This window comes from Nostoc sp. DedQUE04 (assembly GCF_034530995.1).
Classification (GTDB): Bacteria; Cyanobacteriota; Cyanobacteriia; order Cyanobacteriales; family Nostocaceae; genus Nostoc.
On record NZ_JAVRCA010000020.1, the window covers coordinates 88,981 to 113,094 of the forward strand.

At 42.6% G+C, this 24,114-nt stretch carries 17 protein-coding genes, 1 tRNA gene and 1 pseudogene; 10 read left to right on the forward strand and 9 right to left on the reverse strand.

Features of this window, described 5'->3' with window-relative positions; genetic code table 11:
* Positions 1-3 precede the first annotated feature (3 nt).
* Positions 4-216, forward strand: a pseudogene (locus RM049_RS16275) (2Fe-2S iron-sulfur cluster-binding protein); the annotation flags it as partial.
* A 327-nt stretch (positions 217-543) separates the two neighbouring features.
* Here the strand turns inward: RM049_RS16275 and RM049_RS16280 are convergent.
* Positions 544-2,115, reverse strand: a complete 1,572-nt coding sequence (locus RM049_RS16280) for an HlyD family efflux transporter periplasmic adaptor subunit (RefSeq protein WP_322704918.1) — start codon at positions 2,113-2,115, stop codon at positions 544-546.
* A gap of 101 nt (positions 2,116-2,216) precedes the next feature.
* Here RM049_RS16280 and RM049_RS16285 point away from each other — a divergent pair, with 101 nt between their 5' ends.
* Positions 2,217-2,480, forward strand: a complete 264-nt coding sequence (locus RM049_RS16285) for a hypothetical protein (RefSeq protein ID WP_322704919.1) — start codon at positions 2,217-2,219, stop codon at positions 2,478-2,480.
* Between the two features lie 28 nt (positions 2,481-2,508).
* Here the strand turns inward: RM049_RS16285 and RM049_RS16290 are convergent, their stop codons facing one another.
* The 3 genes from RM049_RS16290 to RM049_RS16300 all read right to left on the reverse strand — a co-directional run bounded on the left by RM049_RS16290 (position 2,509) and on the right by RM049_RS16300 (position 7,198).
* A complete protein-coding gene (locus RM049_RS16290; protein WP_416212641.1) occupies positions 2,509-5,454 on the reverse strand; it encodes a peptidase domain-containing ABC transporter in 2,946 nt (981 codons plus the stop codon).
* 25 nt (positions 5,455-5,479) lie between these two features.
* Positions 5,480-6,280: a peptidylprolyl isomerase gene (locus tag RM049_RS16295; RefSeq protein ID WP_322704920.1), complete on the reverse strand. Its 801-nt coding sequence runs from the start codon at positions 6,278-6,280 to the stop codon at positions 5,480-5,482.
* Positions 6,281-6,439: 159 nt separating this feature from the next.
* Positions 6,440-7,198, reverse strand: a complete 759-nt coding sequence (locus tag RM049_RS16300) for a pre-peptidase C-terminal domain-containing protein (RefSeq protein ID WP_322704921.1) — start codon at positions 7,196-7,198, stop codon at positions 6,440-6,442.
* Between the two features lie 487 nt (positions 7,199-7,685).
* Here RM049_RS16300 and RM049_RS16305 point away from each other — a divergent pair, with 487 nt between their 5' ends.
* Positions 7,686-7,856, forward strand: a complete 171-nt coding sequence (locus RM049_RS16305; RefSeq protein WP_322704922.1) for a hypothetical protein — start codon at positions 7,686-7,688, stop codon at positions 7,854-7,856.
* Positions 7,857-7,858: 2 nt separating this feature from the next.
* Here RM049_RS16305 and RM049_RS16310 read toward each other — a convergent pair whose 3' ends face one another.
* From RM049_RS16310 to RM049_RS16320, 3 genes are all read right to left on the reverse strand, one after another.
* Positions 7,859-8,599, reverse strand: a complete 741-nt coding sequence (locus RM049_RS16310; RefSeq protein ID WP_322704923.1) for a PPC domain-containing protein — start codon at positions 8,597-8,599, stop codon at positions 7,859-7,861.
* 204 nt (positions 8,600-8,803) lie between these two features.
* On the reverse strand, positions 8,804-9,562 hold the full coding sequence (locus RM049_RS16315) for a PPC domain-containing protein (RefSeq protein ID WP_322704924.1): 759 nt from the start codon (positions 9,560-9,562) through the stop codon (positions 8,804-8,806).
* Between the two features lie 490 nt (positions 9,563-10,052).
* The gene (locus RM049_RS16320; protein WP_322704925.1) at positions 10,053-10,298 is read right to left on the reverse strand and encodes a hypothetical protein; all 246 of its coding nucleotides are present in this window, start codon (positions 10,296-10,298) and stop codon (positions 10,053-10,055) included.
* 639 nt (positions 10,299-10,937) lie between these two features.
* Here RM049_RS16320 and RM049_RS16325 point away from each other — a divergent pair.
* From RM049_RS16325 to RM049_RS16345, 5 genes are all read left to right on the forward strand, one after another.
* Positions 10,938-12,794 carry a glycoside hydrolase family 2 protein gene (locus RM049_RS16325; RefSeq protein ID WP_322704926.1) on the forward strand — a complete coding sequence of 619 codons (1,857 nt, stop codon included), beginning with the start codon at positions 10,938-10,940 and terminating at the stop codon, positions 12,792-12,794.
* Positions 12,773-13,873 carry a galactose-1-phosphate uridylyltransferase gene (galT, locus tag RM049_RS16330; RefSeq protein ID WP_322704927.1) on the forward strand — a complete coding sequence of 367 codons (1,101 nt, stop codon included), beginning with the start codon at positions 12,773-12,775 and terminating at the stop codon, positions 13,871-13,873. Before RM049_RS16325 ends, galT begins: the two co-directional genes overlap by 22 nt.
* Positions 13,874-14,678: 805 nt before the next feature.
* Positions 14,679-18,665 (forward strand): magnesium chelatase subunit H, encoded by a 3,987-nt coding sequence (locus tag RM049_RS16335; protein ID WP_322704928.1) that lies wholly within the window; start codon positions 14,679-14,681, stop codon positions 18,663-18,665.
* Positions 18,666-18,956: 291 nt separating this feature from the next.
* Complete coding sequence (locus RM049_RS16340; RefSeq protein ID WP_322704929.1) at positions 18,957-19,193, forward strand: hypothetical protein; 237 nt, start codon at positions 18,957-18,959, stop codon at positions 19,191-19,193.
* Positions 19,194-19,342: 149 nt separating this feature from the next.
* Positions 19,343-20,668 (forward strand): DNA sulfur modification protein DndB, encoded by a 1,326-nt coding sequence (locus RM049_RS16345; protein ID WP_322704930.1) that lies wholly within the window; start codon positions 19,343-19,345, stop codon positions 20,666-20,668.
* Positions 20,669-20,792: 124 nt separating this feature from the next.
* Here RM049_RS16345 and RM049_RS16350 read toward each other — a convergent pair whose 3' ends face one another.
* Positions 20,793-20,969 (reverse strand): hypothetical protein, encoded by a 177-nt coding sequence (locus tag RM049_RS16350; protein WP_322704931.1) that lies wholly within the window; start codon positions 20,967-20,969, stop codon positions 20,793-20,795.
* A 403-nt stretch (positions 20,970-21,372) separates the two neighbouring features.
* Entirely contained in the window at positions 21,373-22,740 is a 1,368-nt protein-coding gene (gene murA / locus RM049_RS16355) for a UDP-N-acetylglucosamine 1-carboxyvinyltransferase (RefSeq protein ID WP_322704938.1), read from the reverse strand.
* Between the two features lie 406 nt (positions 22,741-23,146).
* On the opposite strand from murA, the gene RM049_RS16360 reads away from it, so the two are divergent.
* Together RM049_RS16360 and RM049_RS16365 are read left to right on the forward strand one after the other, a co-directional pair.
* Positions 23,147-23,227: transfer RNA gene (locus tag RM049_RS16360), tRNA-Leu, on the forward strand.
* A 94-nt stretch (positions 23,228-23,321) separates the two neighbouring features.
* A complete protein-coding gene (locus RM049_RS16365; RefSeq protein WP_322704932.1) occupies positions 23,322-24,104 on the forward strand; it encodes an RNA methyltransferase in 783 nt (260 codons plus the stop codon).
* The last annotated feature ends 10 nt before the right edge of the window (positions 24,105-24,114 follow it).

The following is a 24,114-nucleotide window of genomic DNA, read 5'->3' on the forward strand; positions in this document are numbered from 1 at the left end:
ATCGCTAACGAGGAATACGATCTGGACTTGCCTTCTTCCTGTAGCGCTGGTTCTTGCTCTACCTGCACCGGGAAGCTGTCAGGTACAGTGAACCAAGACGATCGGAACTTCTTAGATGACGAGCAAATTGACGCAGGATTCGTCCTCACCTGCGTGGCCTATGCTACTTCTGACTGTGTAATTGAAACCTATCAAGAGGAAGTGCTTAACGGTTAAGAGTGGGTGAGGATTGAGGGCATTGGTGTCAACTTAAGCCCAAACCCTTTTCAAATCTCGTTTCTCTGAGTGAAAATGCTGCTTATTGGGCTGCTGCCTCCGTTACTGGTGGTAGCAGCCCCCATTGTATTCGTCACCCTAAAAAATGTATGGCAATTAAGCTGCGATCGCAAGTGGTTATAAAATGTGCAGCAACATTTTGATAATTTGCATTCTCTCAAAGATGAGCTAAAACTTACAACCGCTTCCCCTCTCCCTCTGGGAGAGGGGTTAGGGGTGAGGGCGGAAATTTAGACTTCTAGGGGAGAGGTTTTCCAATCTTTTGATTTAGCGCAGAGACTTTAAGCTTTCAGTCTTTTGCACTAAGAAATCAGTGAAGATACTCATAATGGTGCGCTGACGTAATTTCACATTAGCATTAATGGACATCCCTGATTGCAAAGGAATTTGACGCTGATTAATCAGTAACTTCTGCCCATGTAAGCGGACTTTTGCGGAAAAACGCCAGAAATTATAAACTTGGTCTGGAGGTAAGGCATCAGAGCCAATCTCAACTAGTTCGCCTTTGATATCACCATACTCTTGGAAGGGAAAGGAATCAATTCTCACATCGACTTGTTGCCCTTCTTGGACAAAGCCGATGTCGCGATTGGTGATGTAGACGTTAGCAACCAAGTTACCACTAGGAACAAGTTTCAGAAGCGGTTCGCTGGAATTAACTACAAATCCTGCTGTTTTAGCTTTAAGTTCAAAGACAGTACCATCTACAGGTGCGGTAATTTTCTGATATTTCAGAGTTTGTTCTGCCTGAATTAACTTACTATTAATTTCTCCAATCTGACTATTAATTTCATAGAGGCGTTTCTGATTATCTACAATTACCTTGGTTAATTGGCTGTCAATTCCGGCAATGTTTTTGTCATTATCTGTAATTTTGGCTAGTAAATCTTCTTGAGACACAGCCGCAGTATTGCGAAGTTTTTGATTTGACTGTGCGATCGCTAATTGTAATCGCTGCTGTTCCCGATTCAGTCGAATCACTTCTGCTTGTTTGCTGCTGACATCCTGCTGTTGTTTCAAATATTGCACCTGCGAAATCGCCCCCTGCTGCGCTAGAGGTTCAAACTTGTGGAGAATTTGTTGATTAATTGTCAGCAACTCTTTAGCGCTAGTTAATTCCGCTTGAGTTTGGAAAAATTGCTGTTGCGTCTGTCCCGTTTCTAAATTAGCTGTGGCTAAACGCGATTCCAATTCTATTTGGCGATTTCGCAAGCGTAACTGTTGCTCTGTTGTGAGACTATTTCCAGCAGTCGCACCATTTAATTGTGTCCGGTACAACTGGTTTTCGGCAATAATCGCGGCTCGGCTTTTGGTCAAGAAGGCCAGTTCTGGTTTAATTTTCAACAGAGCAGTTTGCTGTGCTACTTCCTGTAGTGATATGTTCCCTTGCATCTGGCGGCGATAGAAGTCATTTTCTTGCTCTAGCGCCTGTTTCGCCAGCAATTGAGCCGCCCGACTTTGTTTTAATGAAGTTAACTCCGCCTCCGAAGTAGTTTTTTCTAGGGTAACGAGTGTTTCACCTTTTTTGACTCGCTGACCATCTTTGACTAAAATCTGATTGACAACACCATGAACCGGAGCCTGAATTTCTTTGACTGCACCCTGTGGTTCTAGCTTGCCAGTAGCATGAATTGATTCATCAATTTTGAACACCGAAGCCCAGATTACTGCAAAGGTACTAACTCCAACAATAGTCCAGGCGATCGCTCTTGACCAAGTAGGAGTTTGTTGTAAAAGTACTGGTTGATCGAATTTATATTGAATATTCATTGGGGAATGGGGAATGGGGGATTGGGCATTGGGGAGTGCTGAGAGACGCGATTCATCGCGTCTGTACAAGAGTTAGAAGTGCTAAGGTTAAAATTCCGAGTTTAGAAGCTCAACGTTCAAGTAAAAAGGTGCAACTTTCGAGTTCAAAGGCTTAACGTTCAAGCAAAAAGGTGCAACTTTCGAGTTCAAAGGCTCAACGTTCCAGCAAAAAGGTGCAACTTCCGAGTTCAAAGGCTCAACGTTCCAGCAAAAAGGTGCAACTTCCGAGTTCAAAGGCTCAACGTTCAAGTAAAAAAGCGCAACTTCCGAGTTCAAAGGCTCAACGTTCCAGTAAAAAGGTGCAACTTCCAAGTTCAAAGGCTGAAGTATCGAATTTTAAGCTTGAAATTTCATTATCTAAAGTTGAAGCGATAGTATTTACTGCTGACAAATGACAAATGACAAATGACTAATGACTAATGACTACACTTTCGCTTCCTGTTGCTGATACAGACAGTAGTAATAACCTTTGAGCGCCATCAATTCTTCATGAGTTCCCTGTTCTACCACAGCACCTCCATCCATCATGAGAATGACATCGGCATTGCGAATTGTGCTGAGGCGGTGAGTAATGAAAAACACTGTTTTTTCTCGGAAAGCTGACGCTAAGTTACGGCAAACTTGGGCTTCGGCATTGTAATCTAAGGCACTGGTAGCTTCATCAAGAATCAGTAATTGCGGGTTTTGCAGGACAGTACGAGCGATCGCTACTCGTTGGCGTTGTCCCCCAGACAGTCCCGAACCTCGCTCACCCACACGGGTGTTATAGCCACTGGGCAAAGACATAATAAAGTCGTGGGCATAAGCTATTTTGGCAGCAGTAATAATTTCTTCATCGCTAGCATCAGGATATCCCAAGGCAATGTTTTCGCGGATGGTGCCATCGAATAGTAAGGTATCTTGTAACACCATACCAATCTGACGGCGTAAAGAATAAAGTTCTACTTTGCTGATATCATAGCCATCAATCAAGATTTTGCCGGACTTGGGTTCGTAAAGTCTGGGTAATAATTTTAGCAGTGTACTTTTACCGGAACCGCTTTGACCAACAATTCCCACAAAGGAGCCAGCCGGAAAATCTAAGTTAATATTGCACAGTTGCAATGGCCCGTGTTCCGAGAAACTGAAGCTGAGATTTTCAAAGCGGACGCTACCTTGAACGCTGGGCATAAGAATATTTTGACAGTTACCGATTTCTACTTCTTGGGGAGTATCTAAAATATCAGCAAGGCGTTGCAGAGATAAAGCGGTTTCTTGGAAGTTCTGCCAAAGTTGCATTAGGCGTAACAACGGACTAGTAACATAACCAGCCAAGATGCGAAAAGCGATGAGTTGTCCCAAGGTTAGATGCTGATTGAGAACTAGAAAAGCTCCCACCCACAGCACTAACATACTGGAAAACTTGTTGAGAAAACTGCTAACAGAACCGGCAGTAGTTTGGGTGGAAACTGTTTTGAAACCTGCGCTGATGTAACGAGCATAGCGTTCTTGCCATTGCCAACGCGATCGCATTTCTAAATTTTGCGCCTTGACTGTCTGCATTCCCCCCATCACTTCCACTAAATAAGATTGCGTCTCGGCATTGCATTCTGCTTTTTCTTGCAATTGTCGCCGCATCACAGGTGATACCATCAAGTTGAGTAAGCCAAACAACGGTACTGTTGCCAAAGCTACCAAGGTCAACACCGGGCTGTAAATCGCCATTACTACAATGTAGACCACTGAAAATACCGCATCCATCACCACAGTTAAAGCTGTACCAGTTAAGAAAGAGCGAATATTTTCCAACTCGTGAATTCGCGTTGCCAATTCTCCCACGGGACGGCGTTCAAAGTAAGATAATGGCAGACGCAACAGATGATTAATCACCTCAGAACCAAGGGCGAGGTCAATTCGGTTAGTAGTATCTGTAAATAAATGAGTGCGGATACTGGTAAGTATTGCTTCGATGACTGCTACTACTAGCAAAAAGATGCCAAAAACTTCCAGGGTATCAGGACTATTGCCAACCAATACTTTATCAATAATCACCTGTGTGGCGAGGGGATTTACCAGCCCAAACAGTTGAATAACAATGGAAGCGATTAGCACTTCAATTAATACTTTGCGATAGCGCCGCAGCGAAGGTACAAACCAACTTAAACTAAACCGCGCCTTGGGAGTATTTTTGGTAGTTTGTAGCAGCAGGACTTCTCCTTCAGCCCCCCAGTTTTCTGCAAAGTCTCGTAATTTGTAGCGCAGTAGTCCCATCTCTGGAACGGCAATGAGTAACTCTTGATCGCTATTTTTGTAAATAATTGCAAAACTATCTTGCCAAGAAATCATCACTGGTAGTTGCAAGCGTCCGACTGCGGTAGCGGGAACTTTTACCATCTGTGTTGTCAACCCCATCAACTCAGCAGCAGCAGCGCAAAATTGCAGAGATATAACGCCTTTTTGTTCGTGCTGCTTTGTCAACACCCGTTGCAATGTATCTCTGCGCCAGGAGATGTTAAAGTATTGGCTCAACATTTGGAAGCAAGCTAGTGTTGCATCCAGGGGCCCTCTACCTTTGATATAAGGAAACTTCTTTTGTTTACCCTTAGCTGCTGGTGCTTCTGTGACAGTAATTTCTGAGGCGTAGGGAATCTCGGCGGGTAAGAGTGTTTTTGGTGTAGGAAAAGCGAGATTTTCTCTAAATATTGATTTGGGCAATCCCACCAGACGCATATTTGTATTAAATTTCAGCTTGGGGTTGAGTTCATCTAACTCTAAGCGACTCCCCACAGGGAACTCAGCATCAAAATTACTGCTGACTAACCACAAAAATTCTGAATCTAACTGCTGCTGAAAGACTTTGCGTGCAGGAATTGTTTGGATAATCGCAACTTCAGTTGCAGCTTGGGCAAATTTAACTAAATTTCTGCTACCATCTGCGCGACGGCTGAGTTCTTCGGTAAGCAGTTCATGCACTTCTAAAAGAGTAATCTCATTTTGCAAGGCGTGGACAAAAGCCTCTTCCTGCTTGAGTAAAGTTAGAAAACCAGCAATAGGTAGATTAATCGCGATAACTTCAGTAGAAGCGATCGCAGTTTCACAAGCAATACCCCGCATATAACTTACCCAACCCAAAACCTCTCCTTGAGAGAGTAACTTCAGTGTCGCCGGATTTTGTCCTTGGGAATTGCAGGTTAATAAACGCGCTTGCCCTTGGTAGATAATGCTAATCCAATTGGGCATAGCTTCTCTGGTTACTATTACCTGCCCGATGCGATAACGACAAAATTGCACCTTGTCGAGCAAATTTTCTAAAACATTTGGTGACAGATAATTGAAAGGAAATAGTTCAGCAATATATTCTTGAATATCAACGGTTGTATTTGTCATCATCTCTTGCACGCGATTTTAATAATTTTTAAGCAGCTTTCGCTTCTTGAGGCTGTGCTGGTTTGCTGTTGATTCCCATCCAGGCTTTTTCTTCTGGTGATAGTTGACTTAGTTGCTGTTGAAACCAAGCTTCAAAATTCTCTTGCAGCAATCGTTGGCGCATAAAATCGTCCAACTGGGCACTGATAAACTTTTCCACACGGATAATTATCCATGAGTCTCCAAAGGGTACGGGTGCTTGAACTATACCTACTTGACTTGTGCAAAGTAACTGAGCAAAATTGGGAGTTATAGTACCAAGTTCTACTGGGCCGATGATGCCATTTGTATCAGCTTCTGTCCCTTGAGAATATTCACGCGCCAACTCAGAAAATGATTGTTCTCCTTCTGTAATTCGGAAGAATAGCTCGTTAGCAGTTCCTCTACTATTAGTCCGAATTAAAGAATAAATGACTTTATCAAAATGTCTTTTGTATTTGAGAAAATAAGATTCTAGTTGATGTCCCCAAGTTATTTGCTTAAACTTTTCGACTCTCAGCTTCCGGGTGGCGAAAAGTTCTAATTGTTCTTGAGTTAAACCATAACGCAAACACCAATTTTGGATTTTTTCTTCGCTGTTTAAATCCCAAAGCTGATAAAATTGCTCTAGAGCGTGAGATATTTCGGTTTGTGTGCAGATGATTGGTGCGATCGCTAATTCAATAATGCTCTGAGATAACAATTGCGGAATTAGATTGTAACTTGCTAAAAAGGGAATAATTTCTGGCGGTAAGATAGCGCTGCCGCTACGCCCATCGTAGACATCGCCTAGTTGTAATGTTTTATTCATAATATTTATGCAAATATTTAAGCCGTGCAAAGATATATTTAGAAATGCATGCAAGCGGTATTCAGGTATGGATTTGTACCGCTTGCATCATTTGCATACTCTTGAAAGCATTGCTGTACAAAACTTTCAAGTACTACTCACCACTGCCAATGCCTAAACTTAAGCTTCGGGGGTAGTGAAGTGATCGAACGTCACAGTGTAAGCACTACTGTTAGAGAATTGATTGACTTGCAAGAAGTAGTCACCAGATTGTCTAATATTAGAAATTAACTCTGCCTGACCTAAACCTCCAGTAGAACGCGCAACTTCCTCACCAACGTCAACGATGCGATCGCCGTCCAAGTCTCGAATTAGTCGGATGTCAACATCGGCATTGGCGCTGATTCCACTCAAGCGAATGTTGACACCTTCAAACAATCCCAAAGAGAAGTTGTAAACATCTGCGGTATTATTGTTACTGACGTTACCAAAACGGGTGACATCACCTGACAGATTACCAAGTACAAATTCCTTCGGCAGAAGATTGCTGAAACCGCCTGTAGAATTGGATGTAGTCGCAGACAAGTCTAAATCGTAACTGACACCGCCCGAACTACCTGAAGCAAAGCGAGATACTTCGGCAAAATAAGTACCTGCGTTGGCTCTAACGTTAATCGCGTCATCAACGTTGCCTAACTTAGTGGAACTTTCAATAAATCCATTTATTCTGTCAGTAGCGTCTAATATACCGTTAGCATTAACATCACGAAACAGTCTCAGGTCGGCATCATCACCAGTGCTAATGTTGTTAAGAGACAAGTTGATGTTTTTAGTACTGTCGATTGAGAACCTAAAGACATCTGTGGGTTCAACTGCATTTAAGAAGCCATTCAAAGGACGAGGGGTGCTAGCTAATGAACCAAGGTTTACAGTACTCATTTTTTCTCCTTAAGATTATTGATTGTGTGTTAGTCAAATTCAGATTAAGTTGTGGTTTGCACAAATGTAAATTCCGATTTAAATCGACATTTACTAGATTTTATAAGCTTAGATTTTGATGAAAATAAAGAACATTTATTATTTTCAAGAGAGCCTTAGCTGTTTGGTTTTGTGCTTGCCGCGTTCAGAACCTGTTGTTTAACCATGAGTCTAAATTAAACTGTTTATTGAATAAACACAGCATGAAAAAGACTTCTATAGTTAGGTGTTTTTTAAAGTAGATTCCAAATGCTTTGTATGATTTAGTCAGAAAAAGTCATATAATTCGCCGTTGCCGTAATTGAGAATGAGTTTGCTCGAATAAGGGATATGTAAAGAAGTAGGCGAAAGCTTGCCTCAGGCGATCGCTTTGGCAAACCTTGGTAACACTAAAAAATTGTTGTATAAAATTGATCCAAAAAAACCTCTGAGTTACCAGAGGTTTCTTATGATTAAATCTTTAGCGTCAATTTTGTTGAAATATTTGATGAGTGCAGCTATAATTTATGCAATGAAGCGGTATTCAGGTATAACTCTCTGCCGTTTGCATCATTTGCATACCTTTGAAAGCATTGCCGTACAATACTTTCAAGTACTATTCACCACTTTCGATGCTTAAACTTAAGCTTCGGAGGTGGTGAAATGGTCAAAACTCAAAGTGTAATTAGTGCTACCTTTGAATTGATCGACCTGTAGAAAGTAATCACCAGCATCCTTAATATTGGAAATAATATCTGAGGTAATACCGCTGTTAATAGAACGGGCAATTTCCTCTCCTACCTCAACTCTGCCATTGCGATTAAAGTCTCGAATTAGTCGGATATCAGCATCATTGCTTAGTCCGCTCAATGTGATATTGACACCCTCAAAGCTTCCTAGAGAAAAATGGTAAACATCAGCGGTATTGTTGTCACTGATAAAACCAGTACGCGCGATATCACCTGATAAGTCACCAAGTTCAAATTCCTTGGGCAAAAGATTGTTGAAATCGAGTGTTGAATTGGGTATCGTTGCAGACCAGTCTAAATCGTAAGTCACAGCGCCGGAACCAGAAAAGCGAGAGACTTCAGCAAAATAAGTACCTGCATTTGCTCTGACATTAATTGATTCATCAAAGTTGCTGCCATTGCGTGAACTTGCAACCAATCCATTCGCTCGGTCGGCCGCGTCTAATATGCCGTTACTGTTAACGTCTCGAAAAAGTCTCAGATCGGAATCATCACCAGCACTAATCTCGTTAAGAGACAAGTTAACGTTTCTGGTACTGCTGATTTGGAACTGATAGACATCAGTAGGGTCTGGTGTTTCAAAAGAAAAGTGAGAAGGGGTGCTAGACAGAGTACCAAGATTGAAATTAGTCATTTTTTTGTTTTTTTGGTGTAAATAGTTATTTGGTTAAAGCAAGATTAGTTTTAGTTAAGCCTGATGTAATTTTTTTGTCTAGAGTGTGGAGTAAAAGCGGCAAAGTTCAGGTATGATTCTCTGCCGCTTGCATCATTTGCATACTCTTGAAAGCATTGCCGTACAAAGCTTTCAATTACTATTCACCACTGCCAATGCCTAAACTTAAGCAGGGACAGAGAATTGGCTAAAAGACACATTATAGTTAGTGTTGCCAGTGAATTCAGTTACCTGCAAGAAGTAGTCGCCAGGAGTGTTAATGTTGGAAATCAGTTCTGAAGTAATACCTCCATTATTAGAAGTGGCAATTACCTCACCTGCATCGACGATGCGATTGTTGTTAGAGTCTCGAATCACCCGGATATCAGCATCGCTGCTTAATCCTTCCAATCTGATGTCGACTTTCTCACGAAATCCCAAAGAGAAGCTATAAACATCAGTAGTGTTCTGGTTATTGACGTTACCTGTACGAGTGGTATTACCTGACAAGTGACCAAGTACAAATTCTTTGGGAAGAAGGTTGCTAGAACTAGCTGAAATCGGAAAAGTTCCAGCAGGTTCAGTTGCAGACAAGGCTAAATCGTAACTGACATTTCCTGAACTACCTGGAGCAAAGCGAGATACTTCCGCAAAAAAAGTACCTGAGCTAGTTTTAAAGTTAATCGCCTCATCTTGGTTGCTTCCGCGATTGGAAACAATTCCAACTTTTCGGTCGAAGTCGTCTAGTACGCCGTTATTGTTCGCATCTCGAAACAGCCTGATGTCGGCATCATCACCCGCGCTAATGTCTGTCAGAGAAAGGTTGATATTTTTGCCACTGGTAATTTTGAACTGAAAGACATCTGTGGGATCGGATGTAGTTAAATCAAAGTTATTCTTAACAACAGGAGTGCTACCGAGTGTACCAAGATTGAAAAGTGCCATTTTTTTTGTCCTTTAGATGTTGATTGTAATGCGGTCAAGTTCGTTCAGATTAAGTTATGGTTTGCACAGATGTAAATCTTCGATTTAAATCGATATTTACTGGAATTTAGTGGCTTAGAGTTTGATGAAAATAAAGACTATTTATTATTTTCAATAGAGTCTTAGCTGTTTGGTTTTGTGCTTGCTGTGTTCAGAACTTGTTGTTTAACCATGAATCTAAATTAAACTGTTTTTTCAATAAGCACAGCATGAAAAAGACTTCTATAGTTAGGTGTTTGTGAAAGTAAATTCTAAGTGCTTTGTATTGTTTAGTCATAAAAAGTCTTATGACTCACCATTGGCGTAATCGAGAATGAGTTTGATGAAATAACAGATGTGTGAAGAATTAGGCAAAAGCTTGTATCAAGGCGATGGTATACTAGACAATGCATTCCTGTACGCCACGAGGTTATTAGGAACATTCTTAGTACGCCATATGAACAGAAGTTCATTAGTGCTTCGAGTCGGCTACCGATTCACCTTCATCCCGACGACGAGATTGCTCAACGCCTTTATAGTGAGCCGAACCGCAAAACCGAAGCATGGCATATTTTGTGGGCAGCACCGAATGCCAGCATTTTAGCAGGTGTAAAAATTGGTGTAGTTCTTGCTGGAGGAAAACTCCCCTCTTGGTAGTCGTACCCTTCGGGGGAAGCAAGCTACGCATAGCGTCCCGTAGGGAAGGGAGTCGAAACACTGTTTCCTGCCGTGACCAAACGGAACAGGGGTTTAGGACAAGAACACCAAATTTTCTTGTTTTGTGGCTCTTATTAAGGAAGGGTGCTACTCCGATCTTAATAAAACTTCCAGCATAGCTGCCTCCCGCCTACTTAAACTTCATCATCGGCGTGGTGGCAGACAAAAATGCTCTCTATTTAGCAATATTCAACGAATGGTTCCGTTATTCTCTTATATAACCTGATTTTAAGTATTTATCTTTTGTTTGCTAATGCTTATTGACTAATAAATGATTTTAAAAAATTTACTTAAACAATTGATATAAATAAAATGTTCATAACAACCACTTTCTCGTGTGGCAGATTTATGATAGTTATTAGGCACCTAAATATAATGCTTTTTTTTAGATAACCTGGCAAAGATTGGTAATGTATATGCCATAATGTCACGAGCTAGGGGTATATAAACTTATTGTTATACTTCATCACGTAAGTGGGGAAGGTATCAGTATTGGCTACGAAAAAACATAATGCTACTAGCTCGAACCGATTGATGAACGATCGGGTCAAAACTCTTGCTATATCTGGAAACCCAATATTTGGGTCTGGATTTAGTCTATAGCAAGGGTTGATTGAGTTATGGATAGGGAGGAAATTTGATGAAGTTGTTAGATTTAGAGAATCCTGAGGTTAAATTGACCTCTAAAACAGATAGTAATTTTGTGGACTTAACAGCAGCACACCCACGACCATTGTTAAAGCGATCGCGCTGGCAAACTTTAAATGGGCTGTGGAAATTCGCATTTGATGACCAAGGAAAATGTGTTGAACCCAGCGATTTTAGCGAATGGTGTCATCATATAGAAGTTCCTTATGCGCCCGAATCTACCAAAAGTGGGATTAACGATCGCGGTTTTCATCCAAACTGCTGGTACGAGCGAGAATTTGAAACACCATCAGGGGACGGCAGATTACTGTTACACTTTGGTGCTGTGGACTATCGCGCTCGTGTGTGGATAAACGATAAATATATAGCCGAGCATGAAGGCGGACACACCTCTTTCACTCTCGATATAACCCATGCTTTAAATGACACTGGTACAACCAAGGTAACAGTGTGGGCGCAAGACGATCCGCACGACCTCGCCAAACCTCGTGGTAAACAAGATTGGCAGTTGAAACCCCATAGTATTTGGTATCCTCGCACAAGCGGTATTTGGCAGACAGTCTGGCTGGAACGCGTAGGTGAGGCTTATATCGGTAATCTTCGTTGGATTCCCGACTGCGAACGCTGGGAAATTGGGTTTGAACTTGGACTGGCTGGCAATTTACCTACTTCAAATGTACAAATCAAAATTAAACTCAGCGCTGGCGATCGCCTGTTAGCAAGCGATACCTATGAAGTATTCAATGGGGAAATTAGCCGCCGCATTGTTCTGAGCGATCCGGGTATTGACGACTGTCGCAATGAATTACTGTGGAGTCCAGAAAAGCCGACGCTGATCGATGCCCAAATTCAGCTATGGGATAAAGATCGTCTGTTAGATGAAGTGCAATCTTATACAGCGATGCGGACTGTCAGCGTCCAGCGCGATCGCTTTATGCTCAACGGTCGCCCCTACTATCTGAGGTTAGTTCTCGACCAAGGTTATTGGCCTGAGACATTAATGACTCCACCTAATGACGAAGCATTACGACGTGATGTAGAACTCGTAAAAGCTATGGGTTTTAACGGAGTACGCAAACACCAAAAAATTGAAGACCCCCGCTTTTTATATTGGGCAGACGTTTTAGGGTTGTTAGTATGGGAGGAGATGCCCAGCGCTTACCGCTTCACACCGAAAGCTGTGGAACGGATGACCCGTGAATGGACGGAAATTATCAAGCGAGATGTTAGCCATCCTTGTATTGTGGCGTGGGTGCCGTTTAATGAATCTTGGGGAGTGCCAAATTTGACTGAAACGGCGGCTCATCGTAACTACGTATTGGCAATGTATCATCTGACTAAGACTCTCGATCCGACTCGCCCAGTAATTGGTAACGATGGTTGGGAAAGTACCGATACCGACATCCTCGCTATTCACGACTATGAACGCCACCCTGAACGATTAGCCCATCGCTACAGACCGGATATTCAAGTATCGGATCTATTTGAGCGTAGCCGTCCTGGGGGACGTATTCTCACCTTGGATAACTATCCCCATCAAGGACAACCAGTGATGTTAACTGAGTTTGGTGGTATCGCCTATGCCCCTCTTGACGAACCTAATGCCGATCAAGCTTGGGGATATGAAAACTGCTCGAATATCTCCGAATTAGAAATGAAATATGCTGCTCTCTTGGAAACCGTTAATAACATTGAGCTATTTAGCGGATTCTGTTACACACAATTAACTGATACCTTCCAAGAAGCTAACGGTTTATTGTACGGCGATCGCACGCCGAAATTTCCCATTGAGGCAATCCGCGCAGCAACCCTCTCAGGACAAGGTTTATGTACTCCCACAAGCTGTTAAAGCCCGACGGACGCAAACTCAAATTATACAGTCGCTACCCAATTACTAGTCAGTTAGAAGCCCCTAGCCCTAGTAATGAGCCAGTGCAAGCTAATCCCCACTTGCGCTGGCACCCCTTGCGGGGCGAATGGGTAGCTTATGCTAGTCACCGTCAAGGGCGGACATTCATGCCGCCTCCAGAATACAATCCCCTCGCACCTACCACTAACCCTGAGTTCCCAACGGAACTACCACAAGGTAAGTATGATGTGGCAGTGTTTGATAACCGCTTTCCCTCAATGAGTCCGACAGCCAACAATCCACCCGATACGATCGTGGAAACGTTACCAGCTAATGGAGCCTGTGAGGTAGTGGTTTTTACTCAAGATGCCCGCGCCTCTCTCAGTTCCTTACAGTTGGATCATCTAGATTTGCTGTTGTCAGTGTGGGGCGATCGCACCCGCGAACTCGGACTAAATCCCCAAATCCAATACGTGCTGCCCTTTGAAAATAAAGGTGTAGAGGTGGGTGTAACATTGCACCATCCCCACGGGCAAATTTACGCCTATCCTTTTATACCGCCTGTTCCAGCGCGAATGCTGGCGATGCAGCAGGAGTATTATGAACAACATCAGCGTGGTTTACTGCAAGACTTGATTCAGAAGGAAATTGCAGACGATCGACGGATTATTTATCAAGATGAGTATGCGATCGCATTTGTCCCAGTTTGCGCTCGTTACCCCTATGAAGTCTGGATTGCACCAAAAGAACCAGTTGGCACTTTTATGGATCTTACCCCACAGCAACGTTGGGGACTTGCCAAAGCCTTAAAAACTGTCACTCTCAAGTATGACGGTTTGTGGAATCGCCCGTTTCCTTACTTGATGGCTTGGTTCCAAGCACCAACTGACGGTTTAGCTCATCCCGAAGCGCATTTACACGCCGAGTTTTTTCCACCATACCGGACAAGCGAAAGGCTGAAATATCTCGCGGGAACTGAACTCGCAGCGGGGATGTTTGCCAATGATGCCTTACCGGAAGAGAAAGCGAAGGAACTACAAGCCGTGGTGGTAAACATTGAAGAACCGATTTCGGTGTGACAGGGTTTGGAACTGTAACTTAATTTCTGAACAAACCAACGCATAAATTGGAAGTTTGTCCACCTCTTGAATTAGTTCATCAACAAACTGTCTTAACCGTTCCTTCTAATCGGGGACGGTTTTTAACTTTTCTGTAATCCCGTTTCACGTTAATAATATAAAAAACAGATTGAACTAAAAATTGAGATATATTTCTTCGCTCCATTTCTGTCTGTGCATGACGAGAAATTTTATACTTCATTTTTATTCTGTTTTCTTCTCAAGCATGGTTTTATTTAAGCAGAAGATAAATACTAATTGCTTTTTATTTAGTGGATAGTGTAGAGACCCGAAGTTTCGCATCTCTATAGGCCTATCTATGGTTCTCCAAAAAATTCTTAACCGAACTGTATTTGTTGATAATTTCTCAATTTAATCCGAAAGAAACTCTGCCTTTCTACTGCTTCTTATAAATTACAACTACATATTTAAGGTATGTCTATGCTAACTAAAAAATATTTAGTCAGCAAAGCAAGTTTTGTTTTGTAAATGGATTTAAATAGCTATTTAGCTATTTAACTATTAAAAATAAGTATTGCAAAAATTTTACAAATATGTGAGCTAATACTTTTATAAAAAGTCAACAATTACGAAGAAATATTTCGTTTTTTATATCGATTTGTGTCAGATAGAGGATAAAATGCCTACTGGGCAAGCGTTTTCTGATAAAAAACAGATATTGCCTAAAAAATCGCAAGTTACCTGTGGCTGCTAATGCCGCTAGGAACTTCCTTCAGAGAACACGCATCAAAGGAGCCGAAGAAGCATGTTCACACACGTCAAGTCCACCATTAGACACATTGCGCCTGATAACTTACGCGGACGTAGTTTAATCAAGGTGGTCTATGTCGTGCTTGAGTCCCAGTACCAAAGCGCATTGTCGCAAGCGGTTCGCACGATTAACGCGAACAATCCTAACTTGGCGATTGAAATCAGCGGGTACTTGATTGAGGAACTCCGCGACCCAGAGAACTATGAGGAGTTCAAACGAGAAATCGAGAGTGCGAATATCTTCATCGCTTCCCTCATTTTCATCGAAGACTTAGCACAGAAAGTAGTAGCAGCAGTAGAACCACACCGCGATCGCTTGGATGTTTCCGTTGTCTTTCCCTCGATGCCAGAAGTAATGCGCCTGAGTAAAATGGGTAGCTTTTCTTTGGCACAGTTGGGTCAGTCAAAAAGTGCGATCGCCCAATTCATGCGGAAACGCAAAGAAAAATCAGGTGCGGGATTCCAAGATGGAATGTTAAAGCTTTTGCGTACCCTGCCGCAAGTGCTGAAATTTTTACCAATGGACAAGGCACAGGATGCCCGAAATTTCATGCTCAGTTTTCAGTATTGGCTAGGTGGTTCTCCAGAAAATCTGGAAAACTTCTTGCTGATGCTAGCTGATAAATATGTATTTAAAGGTTTAGAAAAACAGAATTTTGCACCTTCTACATACGAACAGCCGGTGGTTTATCCCGATCTAGGGATTTGGCATCCTTTGGCTCCCAATATGTTTGAAGATGTCAGAGAGTACCTCAATTGGTATACAGCTCGTAAGGATATTTCTAGCGATCTCAAAGATCCCCTAGCTCCTTGTGTCGGGTTAGTATTGCAACGCACCCACCTAGTTACAGGGGATGATGCCCATTATGTGGCAATGGTGCAGGAGTTGGAAGCATTAGGCGCGCGGGTATTACCTGTGTTTGCTGGTGGTTTGGACTTCTCCAAGCCTGTGGATGCTTTCTTCTACGAACCGACTACTAACATACAGTTGGTAGATGCAGTGATATCGCTGACTGGTTTTGCTTTAGTGGGTGGCCCAGCCAGACAAGACCATCCCAAGGCAATTGAGTCACTCAAACGCTTAAACCGTCCTTATATGGTGGCGCTACCCTTAGTATTCCAAACCACAGAAGAGTGGATGGATAGCGATTTAGGGTTACATCCAATTCAAGTAGCTTTGCAAATTGCAATTCCTGAATTGGATGGAGCAATTGAGCCGATAATTTTATCAGGTAGAGATGGAACTACAGGGAAAGCGATCGCACTGCGCGATCGGGTTGAAGCTGTAGCCGAACGCGCCTTAAAATGGGCTAACCTCCGCCGCAAACCAAAGCTTGATAAAAAAGTCGCCATCACCGTTTTCAGCTTCCCACCAGATAAAGGCAACGTTGGAACCGCCGCTTACTTGGATGTATTCGGCTCAATCTACGAGGTGATGAAAGCCCTCAAGAATAACGGCTACGACTTACCAGAGTTGCCAGAATCAGCCGAAGCGTTGATGCAAGAAGTCATCCATGACGCTCAAGCGCAGTACAACAGCCCAGAACTGAACGTTGCTTATAAAATGTCGGTTCCTGAGTATGAGGCGCTGACACCCTACTCTCAACGCTTAGAGGAAAACTGGGGTCCACCTCCTGGACATCTCAACAGCGACGGGCAAAATCTGCTAATTTATGGTAAGCAATTCGGTAACGTCTTCATCGGTGTCCAACCCACATTTGGTTACGAAGGCGACCCGATGCGGCTGTTGTTCTCCCGTTCAGCTAGTCCTCACCACGGTTTCGCTGCCTACTATACTTACCTAGAGCAAGTTTGGAAAGCTGATGCTGTACTGCACTTTGGTACACACGGTTCCTTGGAATTCATGCCAGGTAAACAGATGGGGATGTCTGGTGATTGTTATCCAGATAACTTGATTGGCTCAATTCCCAACCTGTATTACTACGCAGCCAATAATCCGAGTGAGGCGACAATTGCCAAACGTCGGAGTTATGCTGAAACAATTTCCTACTTGACACCTCCGGCAGAAAATGCTGGTTTATATAAAGGTTTGAAGGAACTCAGCGAATTAATTGCTTCCTACCAAACCTTGAAAGATAGTGGACGCGGTGTTTCCATTGTCAACAGCATCATGGATAAATGTCGGATCGTAAATCTGGATAAGGATATTGACCTGCCAGAAACCGATGCCAGAGACATGAGTATCGACGATCGCGATAATATTGTTGGCAACGTCTACCGCAAGTTGATGGAAATCGAGTCACGGTTGTTGCCTTGTGGGTTGCACGTCATTGGTAAACCACCAAGTGCAGAAGAAGCGATCGCAACTTTGGTCAATATTGCCAGTCTAGATCGTCAAGAAGAAGAACTTCAAGGCTTGCCCGGAATTATCGCTAACAGCATTGGGCGTAACATTGACGATATTTATCAAAATAGCGATCGAGGTATTTTAGAAGATGTCCAGTTATTGCAAGATATCACTTTGGCAACCCGTGCAGCAGTAACTGCCCTTGTGCAAGAGCAAATCGACGCTGAAGGACGAGTTTCTCTAGTTTCCCGGTTGAATTTCTTCAACATGGGCAAAAAAGAACCTTGGGTAGAAGCATTGCATAAAGCAGGTTATCCCAAAGTCGATGGCGCAGCCCTAAAACCCCTGTTTGAGTACTTAGAATTCTGCCTCCAGCAAGTTTGTGCCGATAACGAACTGGGAGCATTACTCAAAGGCTTAGAAGGTGAGTATGTTTTACCCGGCCCTGGTGGCGATCCCATCCGCAACCCAGATGTATTACCCACGGGTAAGAATATCCATGCACTCGATCCGCAATCCATCCCCACAACCGCAGCAGTCCAATCAGCCAAAATCGTTGTAGACAGGCTTTTGGCACGTAACAAAGCCGAAAACGAAGGAAAATGGCCAGAAACCATCGCCTGCGTCCTTTGGGGAACCGATAACATCAAAACTTACGGTGAATCCCTAGCGCAAATTATGTGGATGGTGGGCGTGCGTCCAGTTCCCGATGCTTTGGGACGGGTGAACAAGTTGGAATTGATATCTTTAGAAGAATTGGGACGCCCCAGAATAGATGTAGTAATCAACTGTTCTGGTGTATTCCGCGACTTGTTCATCAACCAAATGAACCTGCTAGACCAAGGGGTGAAAATGGCAGCTGAGGCGGATGAACCTTTAGAAATGAACTTTGTTCGCAAACACGCTTTGCAACAAGCTGAGGATATGGGGATTAATCTGCGTCAAGCTGCGACGCGCGTTTTCTCCAACGCTTCTGGTTCCTATTCGTCAAATATCAACTTGGCAGTAGAAAACAGCACTTGGGATAGCGAAGCCGAGTTGCAGGAAATGTATCTCAACCGGAAATCCTTCTCCTTCAATTCCGATAACCCCGGAATCATGGACGAATCCCGGCAGATTTTTGAGAGTACATTGAAAACTGCTGATGCAACTTTCCAAAATTTGGATTCTTCCGAGATTAGTTTAACGGACGTTTCTCATTACTTTGATTCAGATCCCACTAAGCTTGTGGAAAGTCTGCGCGGTGATGGTAAAAAACCAGCATCTTATATTGCAGATACAACCACAGCTAACGCCCAAGTGCGGACATTATCAGAAACCGTGCGCTTAGATGCGCGTACCAAATTATTAAATCCCAAATGGTACGAAGGGATGCTGTCTCATGGTTACGAAGGTGTGCGCGAACTCTCCAAGCGGTTGGTGAATACAACAGGTTGGAGTGCGACAGCCGGCGCTGTGGATAACTGGATTTACGAAGATACTAACGAAACCTTCATCAAAGATGAAGAAATGCAGAAACGGTTGCTGAACCTTAATCCCCATTCTTTCCGCAAGATTGTATCAACTTTGTTGGAAGTGAATGGACGCGGTTATTGGGAGACTAGCGAGGAGAATTTAGATCGTCTGCGCGAGTTGTACCAAGAAGTTGAAGACCGAATTGAAGGGATAGACTAGGCTATAACCGTGTAAATATGCCGAATGTAGAGACACAAAATCTCGTGTCTCTACATTTGCTTTGTTTAAAGGACGAAGTGAATCATTAGATTCAGTTAACCAACTATAAATACTTAAAAACTGGGAGACGGTTAAACGTATCCCTATTTTATTAAAACTTTACATAGTGTTTGTACAAACAAAATAAAAAATTTGTACTAAAAAGCAAAATTTTGTGCAAAAATCATTTTAGTTTGCAAATACAAGCGGTTTGTTTGCACAAACAAAAATGAATAATAAGGAGAAAAGTAGGTGCAGCAAGACTTTTTCATTTTAACGCTTAAGGCACTTGATCATCCTCAAGGGTTAGAGGTGATCAATGCAGTACGTCAGTTTCGCCAAGAGGTTCAAGCTTCAAAACAGGCAGATCCTTTGTTGAAGGTTAAAGCCTATGAGATAGCAAAAATGCGAGGCATTCGCACCCCTCAGCATATTAACAATATGACTAACTTTGAGCTTCAAGCATGGATTGAGCAACAGTCAGGTTAAAAATAATTGACTTTTCAGTGACATTATATTTTGCAAGGTTAATGTCACTGATATGCATTTAGCCTTAATACTAACTAGATCCAAATATTAGTTTTTGCAAAAAAAGCTACCAAATATTTATTCACACTCAACTTACTAAGAGGTTATCAATGTCTTCTGTTTCAGTAATTCCTTGTATACAAGGAAAAATGGGTAACACGGACTTCTACCAAGCAACTATGACTGCTAGTGATTTAGTACATAGGGTACGCGCCGCTAGCGAGCTAGATGAATGGACAACAATGAGCATTGAGGATCGATTACAACGTGACCCAGACATAAAAAGAATTAAGGAACAGATTGCTCCATATATTGCTGGATCGCAAGATCGCTTTTTCGGTGCAGTGATTGTTCTAATTTACAAAGGAGAAGTTATTTTTGAGAGTATCAAAGCTTTAAAAGCTAATATTCCTGCTGGCTATCAGTTAATAGCCGATAAGATGGGTTTCCTTACAATTGCTGGCTGTGCTTTAATTATGCTTGATGGTCAGCACCGCCTTCTTGCTCTAGAGATGGTAATCAAACCAAACCACGACAATCGTGTAGATGGAGTATGCCGTGAGGAAGTGCCAAACGATGATATTTGCGTCATTTTCATCCATCATGAAAGCAATGAAAAAACACGACGCATCTTCAACAAAGTTAACCGTTATGCTAAATCCACAAGTCGTAGTGACAACATTATTACTAGTGAAGATGATGGCAACGCAATCATTGCACGTAATTTACTCAATGAAGGAGCACCACTTGGCTGGAAGGTAAAAGGGACAAAAAACGAAAAAGAAGATATTGTAGAATGGAAAAATAACACTATTACTGCCCGAAGCGCAAAACTGACAACTATTAGTGTCGTCTACGAAACTGTGAAGCTCATTCTTAATGATAAAAACGTGTCACTTGGAGAAACGTCTCGCCCTTCTGAAGAGGATCTTGAGCAATATTATGAATGGGTTGAACAGTTTTGGAATATTGTTTTAGAAGGGCTTCAACCTTATCAAGATGCACTTCATAATACTAGTAAAATTCCACAAATGCGTAAGGATGACCAGCCTTACTCGCTGCTATTTAAGTCACTTCCACAAATTGCTTTATTCAAAGGTTTGATTGCTGCAACACGCAATGATCGTTTGAGTCTTCGTGAAGCCGTAAAACGAGCTAATACAATTGATTGGTCAATGTCTTCAAAAAATTGGACTAATGTGCTTGTAACTCCTAGTGGAACTATGGCTAGGGCGCAACAGGCTCATAATTTAGGAGGAAAGCTGATTGCCTACCTTATTGGTGCCGATAAAATGACAGAACAAGAAATAGCACAAATTCAACGAGAATATAGCAGCGCATATGGAGTCAATATTAATGACCCTAATATTAAATTGATGCCTTTACCTAAGCCTGTTGTAGAGCCAGTATCTGAAGCTGTAAAAGCTTCAGTCTAACTAGTTCTTTAATTGCTATCTTCACAACTCTAGCTTCATTTCCAAGGAACTACCAAAACTGTAGTTCTGTGGAAAATTAACTCAGAGTACAATCGCACTCACGCTTTTACAACAGGCGATCCCATTATTTTTGAGGTTTTCTACAAGGCGATAGCTTACTCTTCCACAATAAGTGATCGCTTTGTTTTTGAGGTTTTCTGCAAAGCGATCGCACTAACTTTTCCAGAACAGGCGATCGCTTTATTTTTGAGGTTTTCTGCAAGGCGACACCAAATAGCCCGTCGTAGACATCGCTCCTCATCAACTATCGAAGCACAGAAATAAAAGTAATTAATAAAACAACATGAGTATTATACTTAAAGATATAAGTATAATTTGTGATAACTTTAAAAACAAAAAGACCAGCCTCCCACAGCTGGTCTAAAAAATGTTTTTGCGTTGTCTTCTCAAGAGAGTTAAAACCCAATTGCGCGTTCCCAAAATGCAACGGGCAACTTTTCTTAACAATATTGTAACAGCCAACACAGATTTTTCCAGAATATTCATCAAAAAAAGATATAGGCAAAGCTTAAAAGCCTCTATCTATCAGGAGAATTTAGCAGATTGTAAGGTATAGATGGGAGAGATAAAGGGAGATAAGGGAGAAAATTTTACTTTGTCTCCCTTGTTCCTCTAATCCCAGCATCAGTCTTAACCGATCGATTTCAACTTGACAGACTACTGATGCTGGGAGCGATTTCTGCATCTGTTGAGGTTTCGCCCACACGAAGGATTTTAGCCCCCAATTGCTGCAATTTCATATCAAGTCGATCGTAGCCGCGATCGAGGTGTTGTAAACCCTGAATTGTGGTTTGTCCTTCTGCCGCTAGTCCGGCGATGACTAACGCTGCCGATGCTCGTAAGTCTGTACCTAATACTGGTGCGCCAGATAATTTTGGTACTCCTCGAACGAAAGCAGCATTGCCTTTGACACGAATATCTGCCCCCAAACGATTCAACTCTGAGGCATGACGCAAGCGATTTTCAAAGACGGATTCGTTAATTACGCTGTCGCCTTCTGCCACTGCTAGCAAAGCCATGAATGGTGCTTGCATATCTGTGGGGAAACCTGGATGGTATTGAGTTTCAATATCCGTTGCCTTAAGGGTTTCCGCTGGCAGAATGTGTAATTGGTTAGGCTTTTCATCAATTATTGTCACTCCAATATCCCGCAACTTGGCAATTACTGGGATGAGATGTTCTGGAGCCACTGGCGAGAGAAGAAGTTCTGAGCGGGTAATTGCTGCTGCTAGCAAAAACGTCCCAGCCTCAATGCGATCGGGAATAATGCTGTAGTCAACAGAATGCAACTTCGGGACTCCTTCGATAATAATTCTGCTAGTCCCCGCGCCCTTAATCTTCGCTCCCATCGCGTTACAGAAGTTAGCTAGATCGACTACTTCCGGTTCTCTGGCAGCATTTTCGATGATCGTTTCACCCTCTGCTAGGGTAGCCGCCATCATCAAATTTTCCGTAGCTCCAACGCTGGCAATGTCTAAGTAAATGTTCGCACCTTTTAATCTCCGGCTGCTGCCAGGGACGTAGGCATTACAAATGCCATGCTCAATTTGTACTTCTGCTCCCATTGCTTGCAGTCCTCGAACATGCAAGTCAACTGGTCTTGCCCCAATCGCACAACCGCCTGGTAACGGCATCTGTGCTACTCCCAGTCTTGCCAGAATGGCTCCAATGGCGAAAAAACTCGCTCTCAACTGGGTAACTAATTCGTAGGGAGCTTTTGATGTTTTAATGTCGCTGGCATTGATGTCTAAAATGTCACCTTGCCGGGTTAATTGCACACCCAAAGCCGATAACACCTGACCCATCCGCTCTACGTCCGCTAACAAAGGGACATTACGGATACGACAATCGCCCGGACACAGCAAGGCTCCAGCCATGATTACCAGTGCTGAATTTTTTGCCCCGCTAATTTTTACATGACCCCGCAAAGGATGCCCACCCCAAATTTGCAAGACTGAGGAGTCTGCTTCTGGAGTAATTTTGGCATCTGGTAAGATGGTAGAAGGATTAATAAGCTTACCTCCAAAAGTAATACGTATTTTATATGTTTGAAGTTGGTTTTGATTCTACAGTAAAGATTCAAAATGTCCACGTTTTAAAGCACTGTTTGGTATAAAAAAAATTTTTTTTTGGTGAAAATGCAGGCTGTAAACAAGCAATAGCAGGCTTTTTGAGATTTTTAAAAAATTTAAAAAAATAATCAATCAGCAGTAGTTTTAAGCAAAATTAAATACTCAGTAAAATAACTTAAGTATTCTCTAAAAATCAATGCTGTACTGTCGAGTTAATATTTTGATTCGACCTTGTACCTGAAAAACACGTTTCCAGTTAGAAACTTTTAAGTAGGCATTATGCTTTTACTTGACAAATGTAAAACATAACGCAATAATAAGAAATTGTCGATAAGCACAAATGCCAGCGGAACTGGCGGAATGGCAGACGCGCTAGATTCAGGTTCTAGTGCCGCAAGGCTTCCGGGTTCAAGTCCCGGGTTCCGCATACTATCTAAGTTAGGAGTTATAAGTTAAGAGTTATAAGTTGAAAAACAACTAAATTAACTTCTAACTATTAATTTCTAACTCTTAACTTTTTGATGTTGACCAGTTTACAGAATTCCCTAGTCAAACAAATTCGCAAGCTGCACTCCACCAAGGAGAGGCATAAGCAACGGTTATTTTTACTAGAAGGGACGCACTTGTTAGAAGAAGCTTGCGCGGTCAATTACCTGCTAGAAACAGTGTGTTGTACCCCAGATTGGCAAGTCGCCCATCCTTCGCTGTGGGAAGAAGCTTGTAGCCGATGCGATCGCGCCGAAATTGTCAGTAGAGAAGTTTTGGATGCGATCGCTACCACAGTCCAACCGGATGGTGTGGTGGCAACGGCAAAACGAAGCCAACGCCAAACTCAACTACCATTGACTGGTTTAGTGCTAGCTTTAGAGACGATACAAGATCCCGGCAACCTGGGTACGATGATTCGCACCGCCGCCGCCGCGGGAGCATCAGGGTTGTGGGTCAGTGGAGATAGTGTAGATTTAGATAGTCCTAAAGTTCTACGTGCTTCCGCAGGGCAATGGTTTCGCCTCGCAACAGCCGTAACCGAAGATTTAAAAGCGACAGTCCAACAAAGTCAGCAGGCAGGAATGCAGGTAGTGGCAACCTTACCCAATGCGACTTTAACTTATTGGGAAGTGGACTGGCGAAAACCCAGTATGATTTTACTGGGAAATGAAGGTGCTGGATTGTCAGCAGATTTAGCAGCGATCGCAGACCACCAAGTCAGAATTCCTTTGAGTCCTGGAGTGGAATCCTTGAATGTGGCGATCGCAGCCGCTTTAATGTTGTACGAAGCTCAACGGCAACTAATTTGTCAGTAATAAATTTTAA

Coding starts and splice junctions, on each gene's coding strand:
- RM049_RS16290 (WP_416212641.1), bottom strand. CDS start 5,454: ATGATGACAAATACAACCGTTGATATTCAAGAATATATTGCTGAACTA.
- RM049_RS16295 (WP_322704920.1), bottom strand. CDS start 6,280: ATGAATAAAACATTACAACTAGGCGATGTCTACGATGGGCGTAGCGGC.
- RM049_RS16300 (WP_322704921.1), bottom strand. CDS start 7,198: ATGAGTACTGTAAACCTTGGTTCATTAGCTAGCACCCCTCGTCCTTTG.
- RM049_RS16305 (WP_322704922.1), top strand. CDS start 7,686: ATGATTAAATCTTTAGCGTCAATTTTGTTGAAATATTTGATGAGTGCA.
- RM049_RS16310 (WP_322704923.1), bottom strand. CDS start 8,599: ATGACTAATTTCAATCTTGGTACTCTGTCTAGCACCCCTTCTCACTTT.
- RM049_RS16315 (WP_322704924.1), bottom strand. CDS start 9,562: ATGGCACTTTTCAATCTTGGTACACTCGGTAGCACTCCTGTTGTTAAG.
- RM049_RS16325 (WP_322704926.1), top strand. CDS start 10,938: ATGAAGTTGTTAGATTTAGAGAATCCTGAGGTTAAATTGACCTCTAAA.
- galT (WP_322704927.1), top strand. CDS start 12,773: ATGTACTCCCACAAGCTGTTAAAGCCCGACGGACGCAAACTCAAATTA.
- RM049_RS16335 (WP_322704928.1), top strand. CDS start 14,679: ATGTTCACACACGTCAAGTCCACCATTAGACACATTGCGCCTGATAAC.
- RM049_RS16345 (WP_322704930.1), top strand. CDS start 19,343: ATGTCTTCTGTTTCAGTAATTCCTTGTATACAAGGAAAAATGGGTAAC.
- RM049_RS16350 (WP_322704931.1), bottom strand. CDS start 20,969: ATGAGGAGCGATGTCTACGACGGGCTATTTGGTGTCGCCTTGCAGAAA.
- RM049_RS16365 (WP_322704932.1), top strand. CDS start 23,322: ATGTTGACCAGTTTACAGAATTCCCTAGTCAAACAAATTCGCAAGCTG.